Genomic DNA, 16,117 nt, shown 5'->3' on the forward strand with positions numbered 1-16,117 from the left:
GCCCCGCGGCCCCGGGCTAGAGGCGGACCGGGTACTCGCGCTGCTCGATGTCCGGGGTGATCCGGCCCTCGACGAAGATGCCGTGCCAGATCATGAAGCACAGCATGGTCCAGATGCGGCGGCTGTGGTCGGACTCGCCCCGCCGGTGCTCGTCGAGCATCCGCAGTACGGCGCCCTTGTCGACGAACTCGTCGGTGCCGGACGCCGCCACGTGCTCGCGGGCCCAGTCGTGCAGCTCCGGCCCCGCCAGCCAGTGGCGGGTGGGCACGGGGAAGCCGAGCTTCTTCCGGTGCAGGACGTGGGCGGGCACGATCTGCTCGAGCGCCTTGCGCAGTGCGTACTTGGTGGTGCCGTGCGCGACCTTCTCCGTGTGCGGCAGACGCGAGGCGACCTCGTAGACCTCACGGTCGAGGAACGGCACCCGCAGCTCGAGGGAGTTGGCCATGGTGACCTTGTCCGCCTTGACCAGGATGTCGCCGCGCAGCCACGTGAACAGGTCCAGGTGCTGCATCCGGGCGACGGGGTCCCAGCCGCGCGAACGCTCGTAGATCGGGGCGGTGACGTCCTGGTGACCCCATTCGGGCCGGTAGTCGCGCAGCACGGACCGGACCTGCTCCTCGGAGAACGAGCGGGCGTTGCCGTAGTACCGGTCCTCGAGACTCATCGAGCCGCGGTGCAGCAGGCTCTTGCCGCGGGTGCCCTCCGGGATCCGGGTGCTGAGCCTGCCCAGCGCACGGCGGATCCCGCCGGAGACCTTCTCGAACGGCGCCAGCGACAGCGGCTCCTTGTAGATGGTGTACCCGCCGAACAGCTCGTCCGCGCCCTCGCCGGACAGGACCACCTTGACGTGCTTACGGGCCTCGCGTGCGACGAAGTACAGCGGGACCAGGGCCGGGTCGGCGACCGGCTCGTCGAGGTACCAGATGATCTCGGGGATCGCGGCGGCGAACTCCTCGGGCGAGACCACCTTGATGATGTGCTCGACACCGATCGCCGCGGCCGACTCGGCGGCGACGTCGATCTCGGAGTACCCCTCGCGCTCGAAACCGGTCGTGAACGTCAGCAGGTTCTCGTTGTGTCGGCGGGCCAGCGCGGCGATGGCGGTGGAGTCGATGCCACCGGAGAGGAAGGAGCCCACGGTGACGTCGGCCCGCATGTGCTTGGCGACCGAGTCCTCCAGTGCGGCGGCGATCTCGTCGTAGCGTCGCTGGGCGTCGCCGTCGGCGACGGGCACGACCGGGAACGTCGGCTCGAAGTAGCGCTCGATCACCGGCGCCGCGCCGGGGGCGAGCGTGGCGTGGCACCCCGACTCCAACCGTCGGACCCCGCGGGTGAGGGTCTCGTCCTCGGGGACGTACTGGAGGGTGACGTAGTGCTGGAGGGCGCGGGTGTCGATGGAGGTGTCGACGACGACGAGGTCGATCAGTTCCGTGACCGACTTCTTCTCACTCGCGAACACGGTTCCGCCGGGGCCGGTCGCCATGTACAAGGGCTTGATGCCGAAGGGGTCCCGGGCGACGAACAGCGACCGCTCGACGGTGTCCCAGATCGCGAAGGCGAACATCCCGCGCAGCCGGCGTACCGCGGCGGGGCCCCAGTGGTGGAACGCCACGACGATCGGTTCGCCGTCGCCCTCGGTCTCGAACACTGCTCCGTGGTCACGCTGGAGCTCCTCGCGCAGTTCGAGGTAGTTGTAGATCTCGCCGTTGAACACCAGCGCGTAGCGGTCCGGTTGCTCGGGCGGTCCCCAGCGAAGGGGTTGGTGCGAGTGCGCGATGTCGATGATGGACAGCCGGTTGAACCCGAAGGCCATATCGCCGTCGACCCAGGTGCCCACCTCGTCGGGGCCGCGGTGGCGCTGGCACCCCATGGCGCCCAGGACCCGCGCCTCGTGGGTACGGGCGGAGCCGTCGGGGGTGATCAGACCAAGCAGGCCACACATGCGTCGGAAACCTCGTCCATCGTCGTCGGGGCGTCGGTGGGTGACCCGCCCGCGCGGGTCGCGACGCGATCGAATACTACTGGTCCGCAAGACCCCTCCGGCCCCCCGTGGACGGCGCGGGGGCCCTATGGGTGAATTGCCGGACCCGCGGCTTCCATTCTGAGAGCCGTGGTCTACTCTTCTAAGGTGTCCCGGCCACGTGGCCGGTGCCGCTGATCAGGAAGGCGTGATGGTGGAACAGCGTGACGGGCGTCGTCGGACGCGCAGGGCGACACTCGCGGTGTCTCTCGGCACATTGGGCTTGCTGTTGTCCGGTTGTAGCCTCCACACCGACAACAAGTGGTGGAACCAGACGATCAACTTCGGGTTCCCGAACGGGATCACCCCGGAGGGCATCGCGATCCGCGAGTTCTGGACGGGCACCGTCATCACCTCGCTCATCGTCGGGTTCTTCGTGTGGGGCCTGATCTTCTGGTCGATGGCGTTCCACCGCAAGCGGAAGAACGACGACGGCGAGTTCCCGCGTCAGACCGCCTACAACGTGCCTCTGGAGCTCATCTACACGGCCGTGCCGTTCGTGATCATCTCCGTCCTCTTCTACTTCACCGTGGTCACGCAGAACAAGGTCCTCGACCTCCGTCCGCAGGAGGAGGTCGGCGTCAAGGTCGACGTCACCGCCTACCAGTGGAACTGGAAGTTCGGCTACAACAAGGTCGACGTCGCCGGGGTCAGCATCGAGGACGGCACCAACGTCGAGGCGCAGCGCGCGGCCGAGGAGGCCGGTGTGCTCTCCGACGAGGTCCGTGAGGCCCTGGGGCACCACGGTGAGCCGGCGGCCGGCGGCCCGATCCACGGTCGTCTCGCCGAGGACAAGTCGTACCTCCACTACAACAACATCGAGACCGTCGGCACCTCCGATGAGGTCCCGGTCCTGGTGCTGCCGACCGACACGCGCATCGAGTTCCGCCTCGCGTCGGCCGACGTGGTCCACTCCTTCTGGATCCCCGAGTTCATCTACAAGCTCGACGTCATGCCGCACCCGGGCAAGAACCAGCAGTTGAGCATGTTCCAGATCGAGGAGATCGACCGCGAGGGCGCCTTCGTCGGACGCTGTGCCGAGATGTGCGGTATCTACCACGCGATGATGAACTTCGAGCTGCGCGCGGTGTCGCCGGAGGACTTCGCCCAGTACATCCAGTTCCGCCAGGAGAACCCGACCGCGTCCAATGCGGAGGCGCTGGAGTCGATCGGTCAGGACCCGTACTCGACCTCCACTGCACCGTTCAAGACCGGACGCAGCGATACCCGCGACCAGAACAACATCATCGAGACCGCGTCGGGCAACTGACGGCTCTCCCGGTATCACGCGAAGGATTCCTGAACGATGAACGCAACAGTACGAATTTTCGACGCCCTGTTTATCTTCCTGGCCGTCATGGGTATCGGGTACGCGTACCTCACGGGTACGTCGCGGACGGGCGTCGAGTGGGTCGGCACCACGGCCTTCGTGCTCTCCGCCGGCCTGAGCCTGCTGATCGGTGGTTACCTCCGGTTCGTGGCGCGGCGCATCAGCACCCTTCCCGAGGACTACGAGGAGGCCGAGGTCTCTGACGGCGCCGGCGAGCTGGGCTTCTTCAGCCCCCACAGCTTCTGGCCGGTTCTGGTCGCCTTCTCGATCTTCATCATCGGGTACGGGGCGGCGTTCTGGAACTGGTGGGTGCTCATCGGCGGCGCCGTCGCCCTGATCATCTGCGCCTCCGGCCTGGTCTTCGAGTACCACTGGGGTCGCGAGAAGCACTGACCTGTTCCACACCTTCCACGAGGGCCCGGTGTCGCATTCCGCGACACCGGGCCCTCGTGCTGTCGCGTCACCGGGCAGCGGCGCGCTGACACCGCTCCGTCCGGTCAGAAGGGCGGGGGGTCGGTGTCGTGGTCGGGGCCGTCGGGGTGGGTCTGTGCTGGTGGGGCCATGGTGTTGGCTTTGCGTTCGGCGGCCAGGCGTTGGGCGCGGCGGTACCAGTGGGTGCTCTGTGGTCGGGGGTCGAGCCAGGGTCGGCGTGGGGGTGGGATGTAGCTGTCGGTGCCGGCCGCGGGGTCGGTCTCGGTGGTGCGGTGGCGCCAGCGGGCGAGGGGTCCGTCGGGGTGGGTGGTGATGGTGTGGCCGGTGTCGGTGGTCACGGTCAGGGTGCCGTCGGGGGCGAGGTGGTAGTGCCAGCCGTGGAAGGTTTTGAAGCGGTGGTGGTGTCGGCACAGGCAGGCGAGGTTGTTCTCGGTGGTCGGGCCGCCTGCCGTGGGGTCGGTGTGGTTGAAGGGTCGGACGTGGTCGACGTCGCAGTCGTCCGCGGGGACGGAGCAGCCGGGGTGGCGGCAGGTGCCGTCGCGTAGGCGGATGCGGCGGGCCAGGTCGGCGCTGATGCGGTAGCGGCGGGCGCCGTGGGGGGTGTCGGCGGTGCCGGGTTCGGTGTCGGGCACGGTGATGGTGGCGCCGGTGCTGCGGGACAGCAGTTCGATGAGGGCGTCGATGGTGGCGGGGCCGCCGCGGGGGAGGTAGACCTCGGGGTCGCCGTCGGGGCCCGGGGGTGCGAGCACGGTGATGGTGGGGCGGATCTGGGTGGCGGGCGGCCGCTGACCCCCGCCTCCGCCCGTGCCCGCGGCGGCGTCTGGGCCCGTGGCTGTGTCTTGGTGTGTGGTGGTGCCGAGGAGGGTGGCGACGAGGGCGTCGGCACGCAGTTCGTCCATGCTGCGGATGAATTCGGGGTCGAGGGAGTCTGCGCCGTGGCGGCGGGTGGTCTCGACGCGGGTCCGGCGGTCGCGGTGGTGTTGGTCGGTGGCCATCGTCTGCAGGAGGGTGTGGATGGCGAAGGCTTCGGTGGCGGTCAGGTGGGCGTGCAGGTCGGCCATGCCGTCGGGGCCGCGGCGGATGCGGATGCGGCGGGCGCGCACGGCGGCGGCGCGGCGCAGGCGTACGCCCGCGGGGTCGTGGGCGGCGATGATGCGGTCGGTGTGGGACAGGATCGCGTCGCGTCCGGGGCGTCTGCCGGCTGCGAGGGCGGCCAGGAGCCATGCGATGACCTCTCGTTGGACGTCGTCGCGGTGGAGGGAGTCCACGGTGCGCATCTGGCGGGCGAGCAGGGTGGCGGTGGCCTCGTCGAGGTGGCCGGTGTCCATGGCCTCGACGAGGTCGGGGAACTTGGTGACCAGGGTGATGGCCAGGGTGAGCAGGTTGCGGGCGCGGTTGTGGTGGACGCCGTAGGCGGCGACGATCTGGCTGGTGGCGATGGTCAGTGGGTCGATGACGGCGTGTTCGGGGCGTTGGTCCAGGCCCGGTCCGTAGCCGGCGGCGATGTCGCGCAGTTCCTGTTCTTCGCGGCAGATCGCCCACAGGTCGTGGCAGGCCCGCAGTCTGGCGGCGGCGGCGCGGTTCTCGGCGTGCAGCGCGGCCACGGCGGCGGAGCTGGCGTCGGTGACGGAGGGGCTGGCAGCCACGGCGCCGGGATTATCGGAGCCGGGATCATCGACGCCGGGATCATCGCCGCGGTCGGCGGCACTGCCGTCGTCGGTAGTTGCCTCCCGCATGTGAACCCCCTTCGGCGAGCCGGGCCGCCTGCTATCGCTCGTGTGTTCGATTGGGGAAACACTAGCAACCGGGTACGACACACGGCCCTGAGCAGGGAAAACCTGCCACCGACGCCGATCGGTGGGAGGATGGGAGCGTGTTGGACACGGATGCCGTCGTCTCGGTGAGTTGGTGGGCGGTCATCCCGCTGATCGCCGTCGGCTCGGTGCTCCACTTCGCCTACGACTGGAGCGGGCACAACCGGGTCGTGGCCGTGTTCGCCGCGGTCAACGAAAGCTACTGGGAGCACATCAAGATCGCCGCTTGGCCGACCATGGTGCTGTACGCGGCCCTCTTCGTGCTCGGGGGCGCCTCGCAGCCTTCCTTCGTGCCCGCAGCCACTGTCGCTCTCTATTCGATCCCGGTGACGATGATCGGGGTGGTCTTCGCCTACAAGGCGGTCGCAGGTCGCAATGTGCTGTGGGTGGACATCGCCGTGTTCGGCCTGTGCATCGCGCTCGCGCAGGCGATCTTCGTGAGTCTGCTCAACGGTCTGGAGGCGGACGTCCTCGTCGTCGTCCTCTCGGTCTTCTATCTGGTCGGCATCATCGCCGCCTACCTGGTCTTCACCCTGAGGCCCCCCGCCGAACCCGACGTCTTCATCGACCCCATCACCAACAGATACGGGGTCGAGGGGCACGCCGACTACGAGGCCGCGCCCGGGGACTGACGGGCAGGCGGAGCCCGTCGGACGCCTCGGGCCCCGTCTGCGGGGAGCAGACGGGGCCCTGGGGCGATCGAGGGCGTGGGTTCTACAGACCCATGTCCTTGGCGATGATCGACTTCATGACCTCGTTGGTACCGCCGTAGATGCGGTTCACGCGGTTGTCCGAGTAGAGCCGCGCGATCGGGTACTCGTTCATGAAACCGTAGCCGCCGTGCAGCTGGAGGCAGCGGTCGATGACCTCGCCCGCCACCTCGGTGCAGAACAGCTTGGCGGAGGCCGCCTCGGCGGCGGTCAGCTCGCCGGCGTCCAATGCCTCCAGGGCGCGGTCCGCGACGGCCTGGGCCGCGTCGACCTTGGCCTGGCAGGCGGCCAGCTCGAACTTGGTGTTCTGGAACGAGGAGACCTGCTTGCCGAACACGGTCCGCTGCTGGGTGTACTCCTTGGCGAAGCGCACGGCGGCCGCGGCCTGGGCGTACGCGCCGTAGGCGATGCCCCAGCGCTCGGACGGGAGGTTCTGCCCGAGGTAGTAGAAGCCGCGGTTCTCCTCGCCGAGGAGGTCCTCTACCGGCACCTTGACGTCGGTGAAGGACAGCTCCGCGGTGTCGGAGGTCTTGAGGCCGACCTTGTCGAGCTTGCGACCCACCGAGTAACCCTCGAGCTTGGTGTCGACCGCCAGCAGCGAGATGCCGAAGCGACGATCGTCCTCGCGCGGGGGAGCGGTGCGGCAGGCCACGATCACGCGGTCGGCGTGGACGCCACCCGTGATGAAGGTCTTGGCGCCGTTGAGGACGTAGTGCGTGCCGTCCTCGGAAAGCTTGGCTGTGCTCTTCATGCCGGCCAGGTCCGACCCGGTGCCGGGCTCGGTCATCGCGAGCGCCCACATCTCCTCGCCGGAGACGAACTTGGGCAGGTAACGCTGCTTCTGCTCGTCCGTGGCCAGCGCCTTGATGTACGGGAGCCCGAGCAGCACGTGGACGCCCGAGCCGCCGAAATTCACGCCGGCACGGGCGGTCTCCTCGGACTGGATGGCCTCGAACTTGTGGGAGTTGATCCCCGCGCCGCCGTACTCCTCGTCGACGTTGATGCCGAACAGGCCCAGGTCGGCCAGCTTGTAGTAGAACTCGCGCGGGACGATGCCTTCCTCGAACCACTCCTGGAAGTGAGGGGTCACCTCGGACTCGATGAAGTCGCGGAGGGTCTGGCGGAAGGCCTCGTGGTCTTCGTTGAACACAGTGCGGCGCAAGTGCGTGCCTTTCCGTTGGACGGTCGGCTCCGATGGATGGGCCACCGTGGAGGGGAGCGGAGCGTCAGATGGGTGTTTTCCTACTGGTGAGTAGCGTACAAGAATCCCGCATCTCCCACCCGTCCACCGACCGATCCGAGGGCCAGGAATCACCCCGTTGGCGGCGTGAACTCCAGACCGTCGTCCGCGATCAGCCTGATCGGCCCGGCCACCTCGCGACCGGAGACCCGACGGCCGCGCTGGGTCACCGCCACCACGCCCTCCTCACGGAGCTCGAAAGCGACCTCCCGCGCGGTGGACATGAGGTCGCGCCAGTGATCTCCACCGGCAACGCGGGCGGCGTCCGAGGGGCAGATCGAGCCCTCGCCACGCGAACGCAGGAGTGTCCTGATCGTCGCGGCCAGGCGGTCGCGTTTCCCGTCCTCGGTGGGCTCCCACCACGGGTCGCCGCGCTCGCCGAGTGCGACCTTGGCGTCGTGCACCATCACCCGCGCGGCGTTCCCCTCGGTCTTGACCAGCCGCCGGCCGGTCATGAGCGCGCTGACGAGCTCGGCGCGGAGCTTCTCCGGGATCGACGGGTCCGTGGCCCGCCATCGCCGGCCCCTGACCACGATGTAGCGTCCGTCCTCCGTGCGTTCCACGGCGCCGCCGGTGTCCTCGTCACGATCGGTCACGTCCACGATCCTGCCCCGCGCGCCCCCCGCTGCCCACCGGTCCGGAACGGCCGTGCCGTGCGGAGGGCCGGTGTTAAGGTCACCGAAGGAACTGGAACGTGTTCCACCGTGACCGAGAGAAGACGAGGGCTGCCGTGACGGCGCAGGACAACACATTCGACGCGGAATTCGACGTGGTGGTCGTGGGGTCGGGGGTGGCCGCTCTCTTCGGCGCCGCGACCGCCGCTTCTCGCGGGCTGTCGACCTGCCTCATCGAGAAGACCGACCGCTTCGGCGGCACCTCCGCATACTCCGGCGGAGCAGTGTGGCTTCCCGGCAACCCGGTCCTGGCCCACGACGGGGTCGAGGACTCTGTCGAGCGTGGCCGCACCTACTTCCGCGCCGTGGTGGGCGATCGCACGGCCGCCGACGTCCAGGACGCGTTCCTCAACACCGGGCCGCGGGTCGTCGAGTTCCTCCGGGACGAGCTGGGCATCCCCACCCGGTTCCAGGCCTTCCCCGACTACTTCGACGCCCCCGGACGCCAGGAGCTGGGGCGCAGCATCTACCCCAAGCCCATCAAGGGCGAGGAGGTCGGAGCCCGGGCGGCCGACATCCGGCCGCCGGTGCCCGCCGACCAGTTCGGCGCGGATGAGGACACCACCAAGCTCGAGGGCGGGAGGGCCTGGGTGGCCCGGCTCGTGCTCTCACTGGATGCCATGGACACCGCCGAGACCCGGCTGAACACGGCCGCCGAGGAACTGGTCCGCGACGGCGACGGACGAGTCGTCGGGGTGGTCGTGCAGGGCGAGTCCGGCCGTCAGATCCTGGGCGCCCGCCGCGGTGTGCTGGTCGCCGCCGGCGGCTTCGAACGGTCGGCCGACCTGCGTCAGCGCTGGCAGAACATGCCCACCGCCGACTGGTCCTCGTCGCACCCCGCCACCGGATCAGGCGACGCGGTCCGCATGTTCGAGCAGGTCGGCGCCCGTCTGGATCTGCTCGACCAGTCCTGGTGGTGCCCGGCCACGCTGTTCCCCAACGGGCACGCCGCGTTCACCCTGGGCTTCCGCTCCGGGATCATCGTCGACGGCACCGGACGCCGTTTCGCCAACGAACTGCTGCCGTACGACCAGATGGGGCGGAAGATGCACGCCCGTATGGCCGACGGTGCCGGTGACGACTTCTGGTTGGTGTTCGACGACGCCGAGGCCGGCGGCTACCCGGCGATCTGCATCCCGGCCCCCGAGCCCGACGCGTTGCGGGAGGCAGGCCTGTGGCACACCGCGGGATCCGTCGAGGAGCTGGCCGGGGCCACCGGGCTCGATCCCGCGTCGCTGCGCGAGAGCATCGACCGCTTCAACGGCTTCGCCGAGCAGGGCCGCGACGCGGACTTCGCCCGTGGCGAGGATCCGTACGGGCGGTTCTTCCTCGGTGCCTCGACGCCCGAGCAGTGCCTGCGGCCGGTGGGCGGGGAGCGGTTCCACGCCGTCCGTCTCGTGCTGGGTGACCTCGGCACGAAGGGGGGCGCGGTGATCGACGCGAACGGCGCCGCTCTCGACGCCGACGGGAGCCCCATCCCCGGCCTCTACGCCGCGGGTAACTCGTCGGCGTCCGTGTCCGGGGAGGCCTACCCGGGACCGGGTGTGCCGCTCGGGTCCGGGATGACGATGGCGTACCGCGCGGTCGCCGACATGGCCGGACAGGCGTTGCCGATCGCTCCCTGAGCGACGCCGGGTCACCCGCCCGCCTGGCCACCGGCCCGCCCGGTCACCGGCTCGACCAGTCGAGGAAGTCGACGGCCGCGATGACCGGCGTGCCCCACTTGTGGGCCGCCCGCGCCTTGGACGACTGGCTCCCCGGCTCCGCGACGACCAGGGCGTCGCAGCGGCTCTTCGTCACCGAATCCACGGGCACGAGACCGTGACGGAGCGCCAGCGTCTCCATCTCCTCCCGTGACACGGGAGCCCCGTCGCGGCCCAGGGCGCTGCCGGAGAAACACACCCGGGTCCCGGGCTGCAGCACGTCCGCCGCGCCGGCCGCCGGCGGGGCCTCGAGTCCCCGGGTCAGATCCGCGCCCACCACCCCGGAGGCCAGCCGCAGTCGGTCGAGTACATCGGCGGTCATCGGAACGCGCTGTGCGGCGCGTCTGATCTGCTCGGCGACGAGCGCGCGCGCCCCGGCGAGGACATCGCGGTCCCCGGGGGTGACGACCACCTCGTCGTCGCCCCCGGGACCCGGGCGCCCCCCACGGCGCGGACGTCCCAACAAGGCGGCACCCACTTCGGCGCTCACACCCAGCAGCGCCGACAACTGGGGGAGCACCTCGGAGGTCGGGGGACGGACGTCGGTGTCCCGGCTGAGGAGGTAGCTCACCGCGGCCTCGGCGACGAGATCGGCGTCGAAGGTACCGGCCGCCGTGTCGTCGAGGTGCACGCGGTCGTGGGCCTCGAGCGCGACCCGGGCCCGGGCGAGGGCGGAACCGGCGCGGCTCCGGGCCCGTTCGCCCGGGGTGAGGACCTCGGTCGGGATGTCCACCCCGAGGGGCATCGCCACCGCGCCGCCCAGCCGCGCGAACTCCGCGTCGAGGAGGCCGAGCGTGACGTCGAGGTCCACACCGACCGGGGTGTGACCGTCCACGAGCGGGGCGAGCACGGACCACGCCTCGAGGAGTGTGGGGGCGAGCAGGACGTCGGAGACGGTGATCCCGTACTCCGTCCGCGCCCGGGCCAGGTCGCGCTGCGGGTTGACCAGGGTGGTCACCGCGGTGCCGTCCGGGAAGGCGACCGCGAGCTCCACCGGCCGGGGCAGGGGCCGCGGCCCGTCCTCGCCCACGGTCACCACCGCGACGGCGCAGTACCGGCGGGTGGAGGGACCACCGACTGGCGATCGGAGGAACCGGATGATCCGCCGGTCGGTCTTGAGGTCCGCCGGGAGCACCGGGCGCGTGAGCACGAGGCCCTCCAGGGATCGGCAACGGCTCAGCGCCACGTAGAGCTGGCCCGCCACGAACGTGCCACCGCCGAGGTCGACCACGACCCTGTCCAGCGTCTGACCTTGGCTCTTGTGGATGGTCACGGCCCAGGCGAGGGTGAACGGGAACTGGGTGAAGGACCCGACCACCTCGTGCCGCATCCCTCCGCCGGAGGTATCCGGACGGGTGACGTCCCAGGTGTGGAGCGCGACGTCGGCGACCTCGCCGCCGGTGAATCCGACGACGACGACGGGCCCGCGTTCGCCGCGGTCCCCCCGTCGCCCGAGGGTCACGTCGAGCACCCGTCCGATGGAACCGTTGACCCAGCGGTCGGCGGGGTCGTTGGTGAGCATCATGATCTGGGCGCCGATCTTGAAGCCCAGCACCTCCCGGGTGGGCAGTTCGAACCCCGTGAGGTCGCCACTGAGCGTCGCCTCCATCGCCAGTTCGGAACCGGGCAGGCGTTCGAGGCGCCGCTGGTTGTGGCTCGCGGCCCTGCGGTTGGTGGTGGTGAGCGTCAGCCAGAACTCGTCGTCCGGCGGCTCGAAGCCGGGGTCGGTACGCGAGTTGAGCCGCTCGCGCGCCGGGCCGACGAGTGCGCCCTCGCGGATCGAGTTGAGGATCGCGGTGAGTTCCGGATCGCCGGACTGCCGGAACACATGCGTGAGATCGACGGTGGGGAAGTGCTCGGGGTGGAAGCGCTCGGCGGAGAAGAAGTACGGCGTCGCGTACGTCGCCTCGAAGGAGGGATTCTCGGTCGCGGTGACGACGGGAGGCAGCTGGAAGAGGTCCCCGACGAGGACGAGTCGGACACCCCCGAACGGCAGCGTGGGGTCGGGGCCGAACCGCTCGAGGGCGATCGCGATCATGTCGAAGACGTCGGCGCGGAGCGTCGACACCTCGTCGAGGACGAGGGTGTGCGCACCGGAGAGGGCCTGCGCGAACCTCCCCGGACGGTAGGAGTTGCTCCGCACATGGTCCACCGTGTGGTCGGGGTGGAAGCCGAACAGCCGGTGGATGGTGTAGCCGCCGACGTTGAGGGCGGCGATCCCGGTGGGCGCCGCGACGAGGGCGGGCTGATCGGTCTCGGCGAGGAACCGGCGGATGAGGGTCGACTTCCCGGTGCCGGCCCTACCGGTCAGGAAGAGGTCGTGCCCCGAGTGCAGGAGGTCGAGGGCGCGGTCGAACTCTGCTGTGGGCACGAGTCCGCGTTCGGCGTGCACGCTCATGCGGTCCTCCTCATGTGCGCCTCTCGCAGGTCACGGCGGTCGGGTGCTGCCGGTGAATCAGTGATCGTCGTGGCGACGGCCCCGGTTCTCCTCCTGCAGCGTGGTGAGCATGGAGTGCTCGCGGTGGTGCTTGTCGTGCTCGGCGTCCTCGAGCAGGCGGGCCTCCTCGATCGGGTCGGCCTTGAGCGCACCCCGCGGGGGACGGCCGGCCACGCCGAGCTGGTTCATCTTGGTCGGCACCTTGGAGCCGGCGTAGGCGAGCGGTACGGCGTGGCCGTGCTCGTCCATCGCGCCGAGCGGCTGGTGGACCTCGATGAACTCGCCCTGCGGCATCCGCATGATGATGCCGGTCTCGATACCGTGCTCCAGCACCTCGCGGTCCGCGCGCTGGAGACCCAGGCACAGGCGGTAGGTGAAGAAGTACACCAGCGGCGGCAGGATGATCAGACCGATGCGGCCAGCCCACGTCGTCGCGTTGAGCGAGATGGAGAAGTGATACGCGATGAGGTCGTTGGCGCCCATCAGCACGAGGATCACGTAGAACGTGATCGCCATCATTCCGGCAGCGGTGCGGACCGGCACGTCGCGCGGACGCTGCAGCAGGTTGTGATGACCCTTGTCGCCGGTGAGCTTCGACTCGATCGCCGGGTACGCGAACATCAGCGCCACCATTGCTCCGAGCATGACCGCCACCCAGGTGGTCGCGGTCACGGTGTACGGGCCGAGGTAGAGCTCCCAGGCCGGCATCACACGGGCGCCGCCCTCCGTCCACAGCATGTACCAGTCAGGCTGCGAGCCCGCCGAGATGTGTGACGGGTTGTAGGGCCCGAGGTTCCATATCGCGTTGATGGTGAACAGGCCGGAGAAGAGCATGAGCATGCCGATGGTGATGGCACCGAAGGCGATCGACTTGACGGCGAAGACCGGCAGGATCCGGACGCCGACGACGTTGTTCTCCGTGCGGCCGGGCCCGGGGAACTGCGTGTGCTTCTGGTACCAGACCAGCGCCAGGTGAGCGGCGATCAGCGCGAGGATGATCGCGGGGATGATCAGCACGTGCAGCACGTAGAAGCGGGGGATCATCAGCTCGCCGGGGAAGTCCCCGCCGAAGATCATCCAGTGCATCCAGGTGCCGATGACGGGCAGGCCGACGATGATGCTCGAGGTGATCCGGAGGCCGGTGCCCGAGAGGACGTCGTCCGGCAGGCCGTAACCGAGGAAGCCCTCGACGATGCCCAGGAGGAGCAGCACGCAGCCGATGACCCAGTTGGCCTCACGCGGACGACGGAACGCGCCGGTGAAGAAGATGCGGATCATGTGCACGACCATCGAGGCGACGAACAGCAGTGCCGCCCAGTGGTGGATCTGGCGCACGAAGAGACCGCCGCGGACCTCGAACGAGATGTTCAACGCCGTCTCGTAGGCACGGGAGATCTCGATGCCGTTGAGCGGGGCGTACGCACCCTGGTAGATCACCTTCGACATGGAGGGATCGAAGAACAGGGTGAGGTAGACACCCGAGATCAACAGGATGATGAAGCTGTACAGGGCGATCTCACCCAGGAGGAACGACCAGTGCGTCGGGAAGACCTTGTTGATCTGCCGGCGCAGGCCCTTGGACATGGTGTACCGCGAGTCCAGGCCGTCGCCCAGTGCCGCGAGTCTCGTGTTGTTGCTCATGAACGACGCTCCCAGTAGGCAGGTCCGACCGGCTCGATGAAGTCACCGTTGGCGACGAGGTAACCCTCGCTGTCGACGGCGATGGGCAGCTGCGGCAGCGCGCGGGCGGCGGGGCCGAAGATCGGCTTCGCGTACTCGAGCGCATCGAACTGCGACTGGTGGCACGGGCAGAGGAATCGATGGGTCTGCTGCTCGTACAGCGACGTGGGACACCCGAGGTGGGTGCAGATCTTCGAGTAGGCGTACAGGTCGCCGTAGTTGAAGTTCTCCTGGCCCTTGCGCTTGGTCACCCGTGCCGCGTCCTCGGGACGGAAGCGGATGAGCATGACCGAGTTGCGCGAGCCGTGGATCGAGTGCATGTGCTCCTCGAAGTTGCCCAGGGCGGTCGCGGGGAGCGGGAAGACGGACTCGAGACCACCGGCGGCGAGATCGTCCACACGGATGCGCTCGAGGCGGCCCTCACCGGCGGGCGGGTGCCCGTCGGGGTAGACCTTGCCGGTGTCGCGGCCGAGGTACACCTTCTCCGGCGGGAGCCCGTCGGGACGGTTGTCGGACGCCAGGGTCCACCCGGTGGTGTGCAGGGTGCCGTCGCCGGCGACCGTCATCTCGCCGCGCTTCCACGGGTTCTTGATCATGCCGCCGAGCGGCAGGATCGCCGAGAGTCCGATGAGTCCCACGCCCGCACCCAGGAAGCCGCCCATGACCTTGCGTCGGCCGAGGGTGGAGGTCTTCCACGAGTCGTTGAGCTCGGCGACGAACGTGCGCCGGTCGAGGTCGTCCGAGGCGCCGTCGTGGCGGGTCTGGACCGCGATCTCCTCGGGGACGAACTTCTTTGTGAACTGGACCGCGCCGAAGCCGAGGAACAGGATCGACAGGCCGATCGTGAGTCCGAGGAGCGGCGTGTAGGCCATGTACAGCCAGAAGCCGTCCTCACCCTCGCCGCGGTACTCCCACGGCCAGAAGATGTAGACGACGGCGAATGCGAGGCCGAACAGGGCCGACAGTGCGAACCAGATCGTGACGGTCAGGGCCGCCCGCTTCTCCGAGCGCGTGGTGACGCCCTCGGGCCAGCGGTTCTCGCGGTGCCGGACGTCGACCTCGTCGAGTTCGGTGCCCAGTCGCACCAGCTCGGCATCGCTCATCCGGTCCAGGTCCGCCGGGGACGGGTTCTTCGGGGTCTCACTCATGAACGGGATCCGATCCACAGGGTCGCACCGATGAGGGCGACGATGCCGACAAGCCACATGGCCACGCCTTCGGTCACGGGACCGAGGCCACCGAGGCCGTAGCCTCCGGGCGAGACCTTGCTGTCTGTGTCCTTGATGAAGGCGATGATGTCCTTCTTCTCGTCAGGCGTGAGCTGACGGTCCGAGAACTTGGGCATGTTCTGCGGGCCGGTGAGCATCGCCTGGTAGATCTCCTGCTCGTTGGCAGGGTCGAGAACCGGGGCGAACTTGCCCCCGGAGAGCGCGCCACCGCGGCCGGTGAAGTTGTGGCAGGACGCGCAGTTGAGCCGGAAGAGCTCCGAGCCGCGCGCGATCTCCTCCGCGCGGTTCTCGCCGGAGGCGCCGCGCAGCGACTCCTGGGCGATCGTGCCGTCCGCGTTGGTGATGATGCCGGGCCCGCCACCGTGCACGTCGACGTACGCGGCGAGTGCCATGATCTGGTGCTCGCTGTAGCGGGGCTTCTTGCGCTCCGCCTGGGCCTCGTTGTCCGCGGCCGGCATGCGACCGGAGTGGACCTGGAAGTAGGTCGACCCCGCGCCGACGCCCACGAGCGAGGGCCCGCGGTCCTCGACACCCTGCAGGTTCTGCCCGTGGCAGGTGATGCACGCGACGTCGTAGATCGACTTGCCCTCGGCGATCAGCGCCGCCTGGTCCTGCTGGGCCGTAGCCACCTGCGGCTCGGGCACGACTGCCGTGGCGATGGCTCCCGCGCCGAGGAGGCCGGCAGCGATGACGAGCGCGCCGGTCGCCTTGCGGCGCCGCTTGGTGGAGGCCGGACGCGCAGGGGTCGTCGCCGGGTCCGGCGACGGCGTGTCCGCAGCGGGTGGGTGAGGTGAGTTCATTGTGAGTTCCCTTTGGTGTTGGGACCTGCTGGACACAGCGTCCTGCGG

General features: G+C 69.3%; 12 protein-coding genes. 4 read left to right on the plus strand and 8 right to left on the minus strand.

What is annotated here, in order from left to right; translation table 11 throughout:
• Positions 1-16: 16 nt before the first annotated feature.
• Positions 17-1,942: an asparagine synthase (glutamine-hydrolyzing) gene (gene asnB / locus AC3DE3_RS13365; RefSeq protein WP_488370308.1), complete on the minus strand. Its 1,926-nt coding sequence runs from the start codon at positions 1,940-1,942 to the stop codon at positions 17-19.
• A gap of 229 nt (positions 1,943-2,171) precedes the next feature.
• Between asnB and ctaC the strand changes: the two genes are divergently transcribed.
• Together ctaC and AC3DE3_RS13375 are read left to right on the plus strand one after the other, a co-directional pair.
• Positions 2,172-3,290 (plus strand): aa3-type cytochrome oxidase subunit II, encoded by a 1,119-nt coding sequence (gene ctaC, locus AC3DE3_RS13370; protein ID WP_260489298.1) that lies wholly within the window; start codon positions 2,172-2,174, stop codon positions 3,288-3,290.
• Positions 3,291-3,326: 36 nt separating this feature from the next.
• Positions 3,327-3,743, plus strand: a complete 417-nt coding sequence (locus AC3DE3_RS13375) for a cytochrome c oxidase subunit 4 (protein ID WP_488370309.1) — start codon at positions 3,327-3,329, stop codon at positions 3,741-3,743.
• A gap of 104 nt (positions 3,744-3,847) precedes the next feature.
• Here AC3DE3_RS13375 and AC3DE3_RS13380 read toward each other — a convergent pair whose 3' ends face one another.
• Entirely contained in the window at positions 3,848-5,518 is a 1,671-nt protein-coding gene (locus AC3DE3_RS13380; protein WP_488370310.1) for an HNH endonuclease, read from the minus strand.
• 137 nt (positions 5,519-5,655) lie between these two features.
• On the opposite strand from AC3DE3_RS13380, the gene AC3DE3_RS13385 reads away from it, so the two are divergent.
• Positions 5,656-6,228, plus strand: coding sequence for a DUF6512 family protein (locus AC3DE3_RS13385; RefSeq protein ID WP_488370311.1), 573 nt, complete (start codon positions 5,656-5,658; stop codon positions 6,226-6,228).
• An 82-nt stretch (positions 6,229-6,310) separates the two neighbouring features.
• Here AC3DE3_RS13385 and AC3DE3_RS13390 read toward each other — a convergent pair whose 3' ends face one another.
• Together AC3DE3_RS13390 and AC3DE3_RS13395 are read right to left on the minus strand one after the other, a co-directional pair.
• Positions 6,311-7,468, minus strand: coding sequence for an acyl-CoA dehydrogenase family protein (locus AC3DE3_RS13390; RefSeq protein WP_488370312.1), 1,158 nt, complete (start codon positions 7,466-7,468; stop codon positions 6,311-6,313).
• A 149-nt stretch (positions 7,469-7,617) separates the two neighbouring features.
• Entirely contained in the window at positions 7,618-8,142 is a 525-nt protein-coding gene (locus AC3DE3_RS13395; protein WP_488370313.1) for a DUF3253 domain-containing protein, read from the minus strand.
• Positions 8,143-8,276: 134 nt separating this feature from the next.
• Between AC3DE3_RS13395 and AC3DE3_RS13400 the strand changes: the two genes are divergently transcribed.
• Positions 8,277-9,845: an FAD-binding protein gene (locus AC3DE3_RS13400; protein ID WP_260487086.1), complete on the plus strand. Its 1,569-nt coding sequence runs from the start codon at positions 8,277-8,279 to the stop codon at positions 9,843-9,845.
• A gap of 43 nt (positions 9,846-9,888) precedes the next feature.
• Here the strand turns inward: AC3DE3_RS13400 and AC3DE3_RS13405 are convergent, their stop codons facing one another.
• From AC3DE3_RS13405 to qcrC, 4 genes are read right to left on the minus strand one after another with little or no spacing between them, the layout of a single operon-like run.
• Positions 9,889-12,321: an AAA family ATPase gene (locus AC3DE3_RS13405; protein WP_488370314.1), complete on the minus strand. Its 2,433-nt coding sequence runs from the start codon at positions 12,319-12,321 to the stop codon at positions 9,889-9,891.
• A 57-nt stretch (positions 12,322-12,378) separates the two neighbouring features.
• On the minus strand, positions 12,379-14,001 hold the full coding sequence (gene qcrB / locus AC3DE3_RS13410; protein ID WP_260487088.1) for a cytochrome bc1 complex cytochrome b subunit: 1,623 nt from the start codon (positions 13,999-14,001) through the stop codon (positions 12,379-12,381).
• Positions 13,998-15,188, minus strand: a complete 1,191-nt coding sequence (qcrA, locus tag AC3DE3_RS13415) for a cytochrome bc1 complex Rieske iron-sulfur subunit (RefSeq protein WP_260487089.1) — start codon at positions 15,186-15,188, stop codon at positions 13,998-14,000. Before qcrA ends, qcrB begins: the two co-directional genes overlap by 4 nt.
• Positions 15,185-16,069 (minus strand): cytochrome bc1 complex diheme cytochrome c subunit, encoded by an 885-nt coding sequence (qcrC, locus tag AC3DE3_RS13420; protein WP_260487090.1) that lies wholly within the window; start codon positions 16,067-16,069, stop codon positions 15,185-15,187. Before qcrC ends, qcrA begins: the two co-directional genes overlap by 4 nt.
• Positions 16,070-16,117: the final 48 nt, after the last annotated feature.

The organism is Dietzia sp. IBK-p2-16D, from assembly GCF_057773085.1.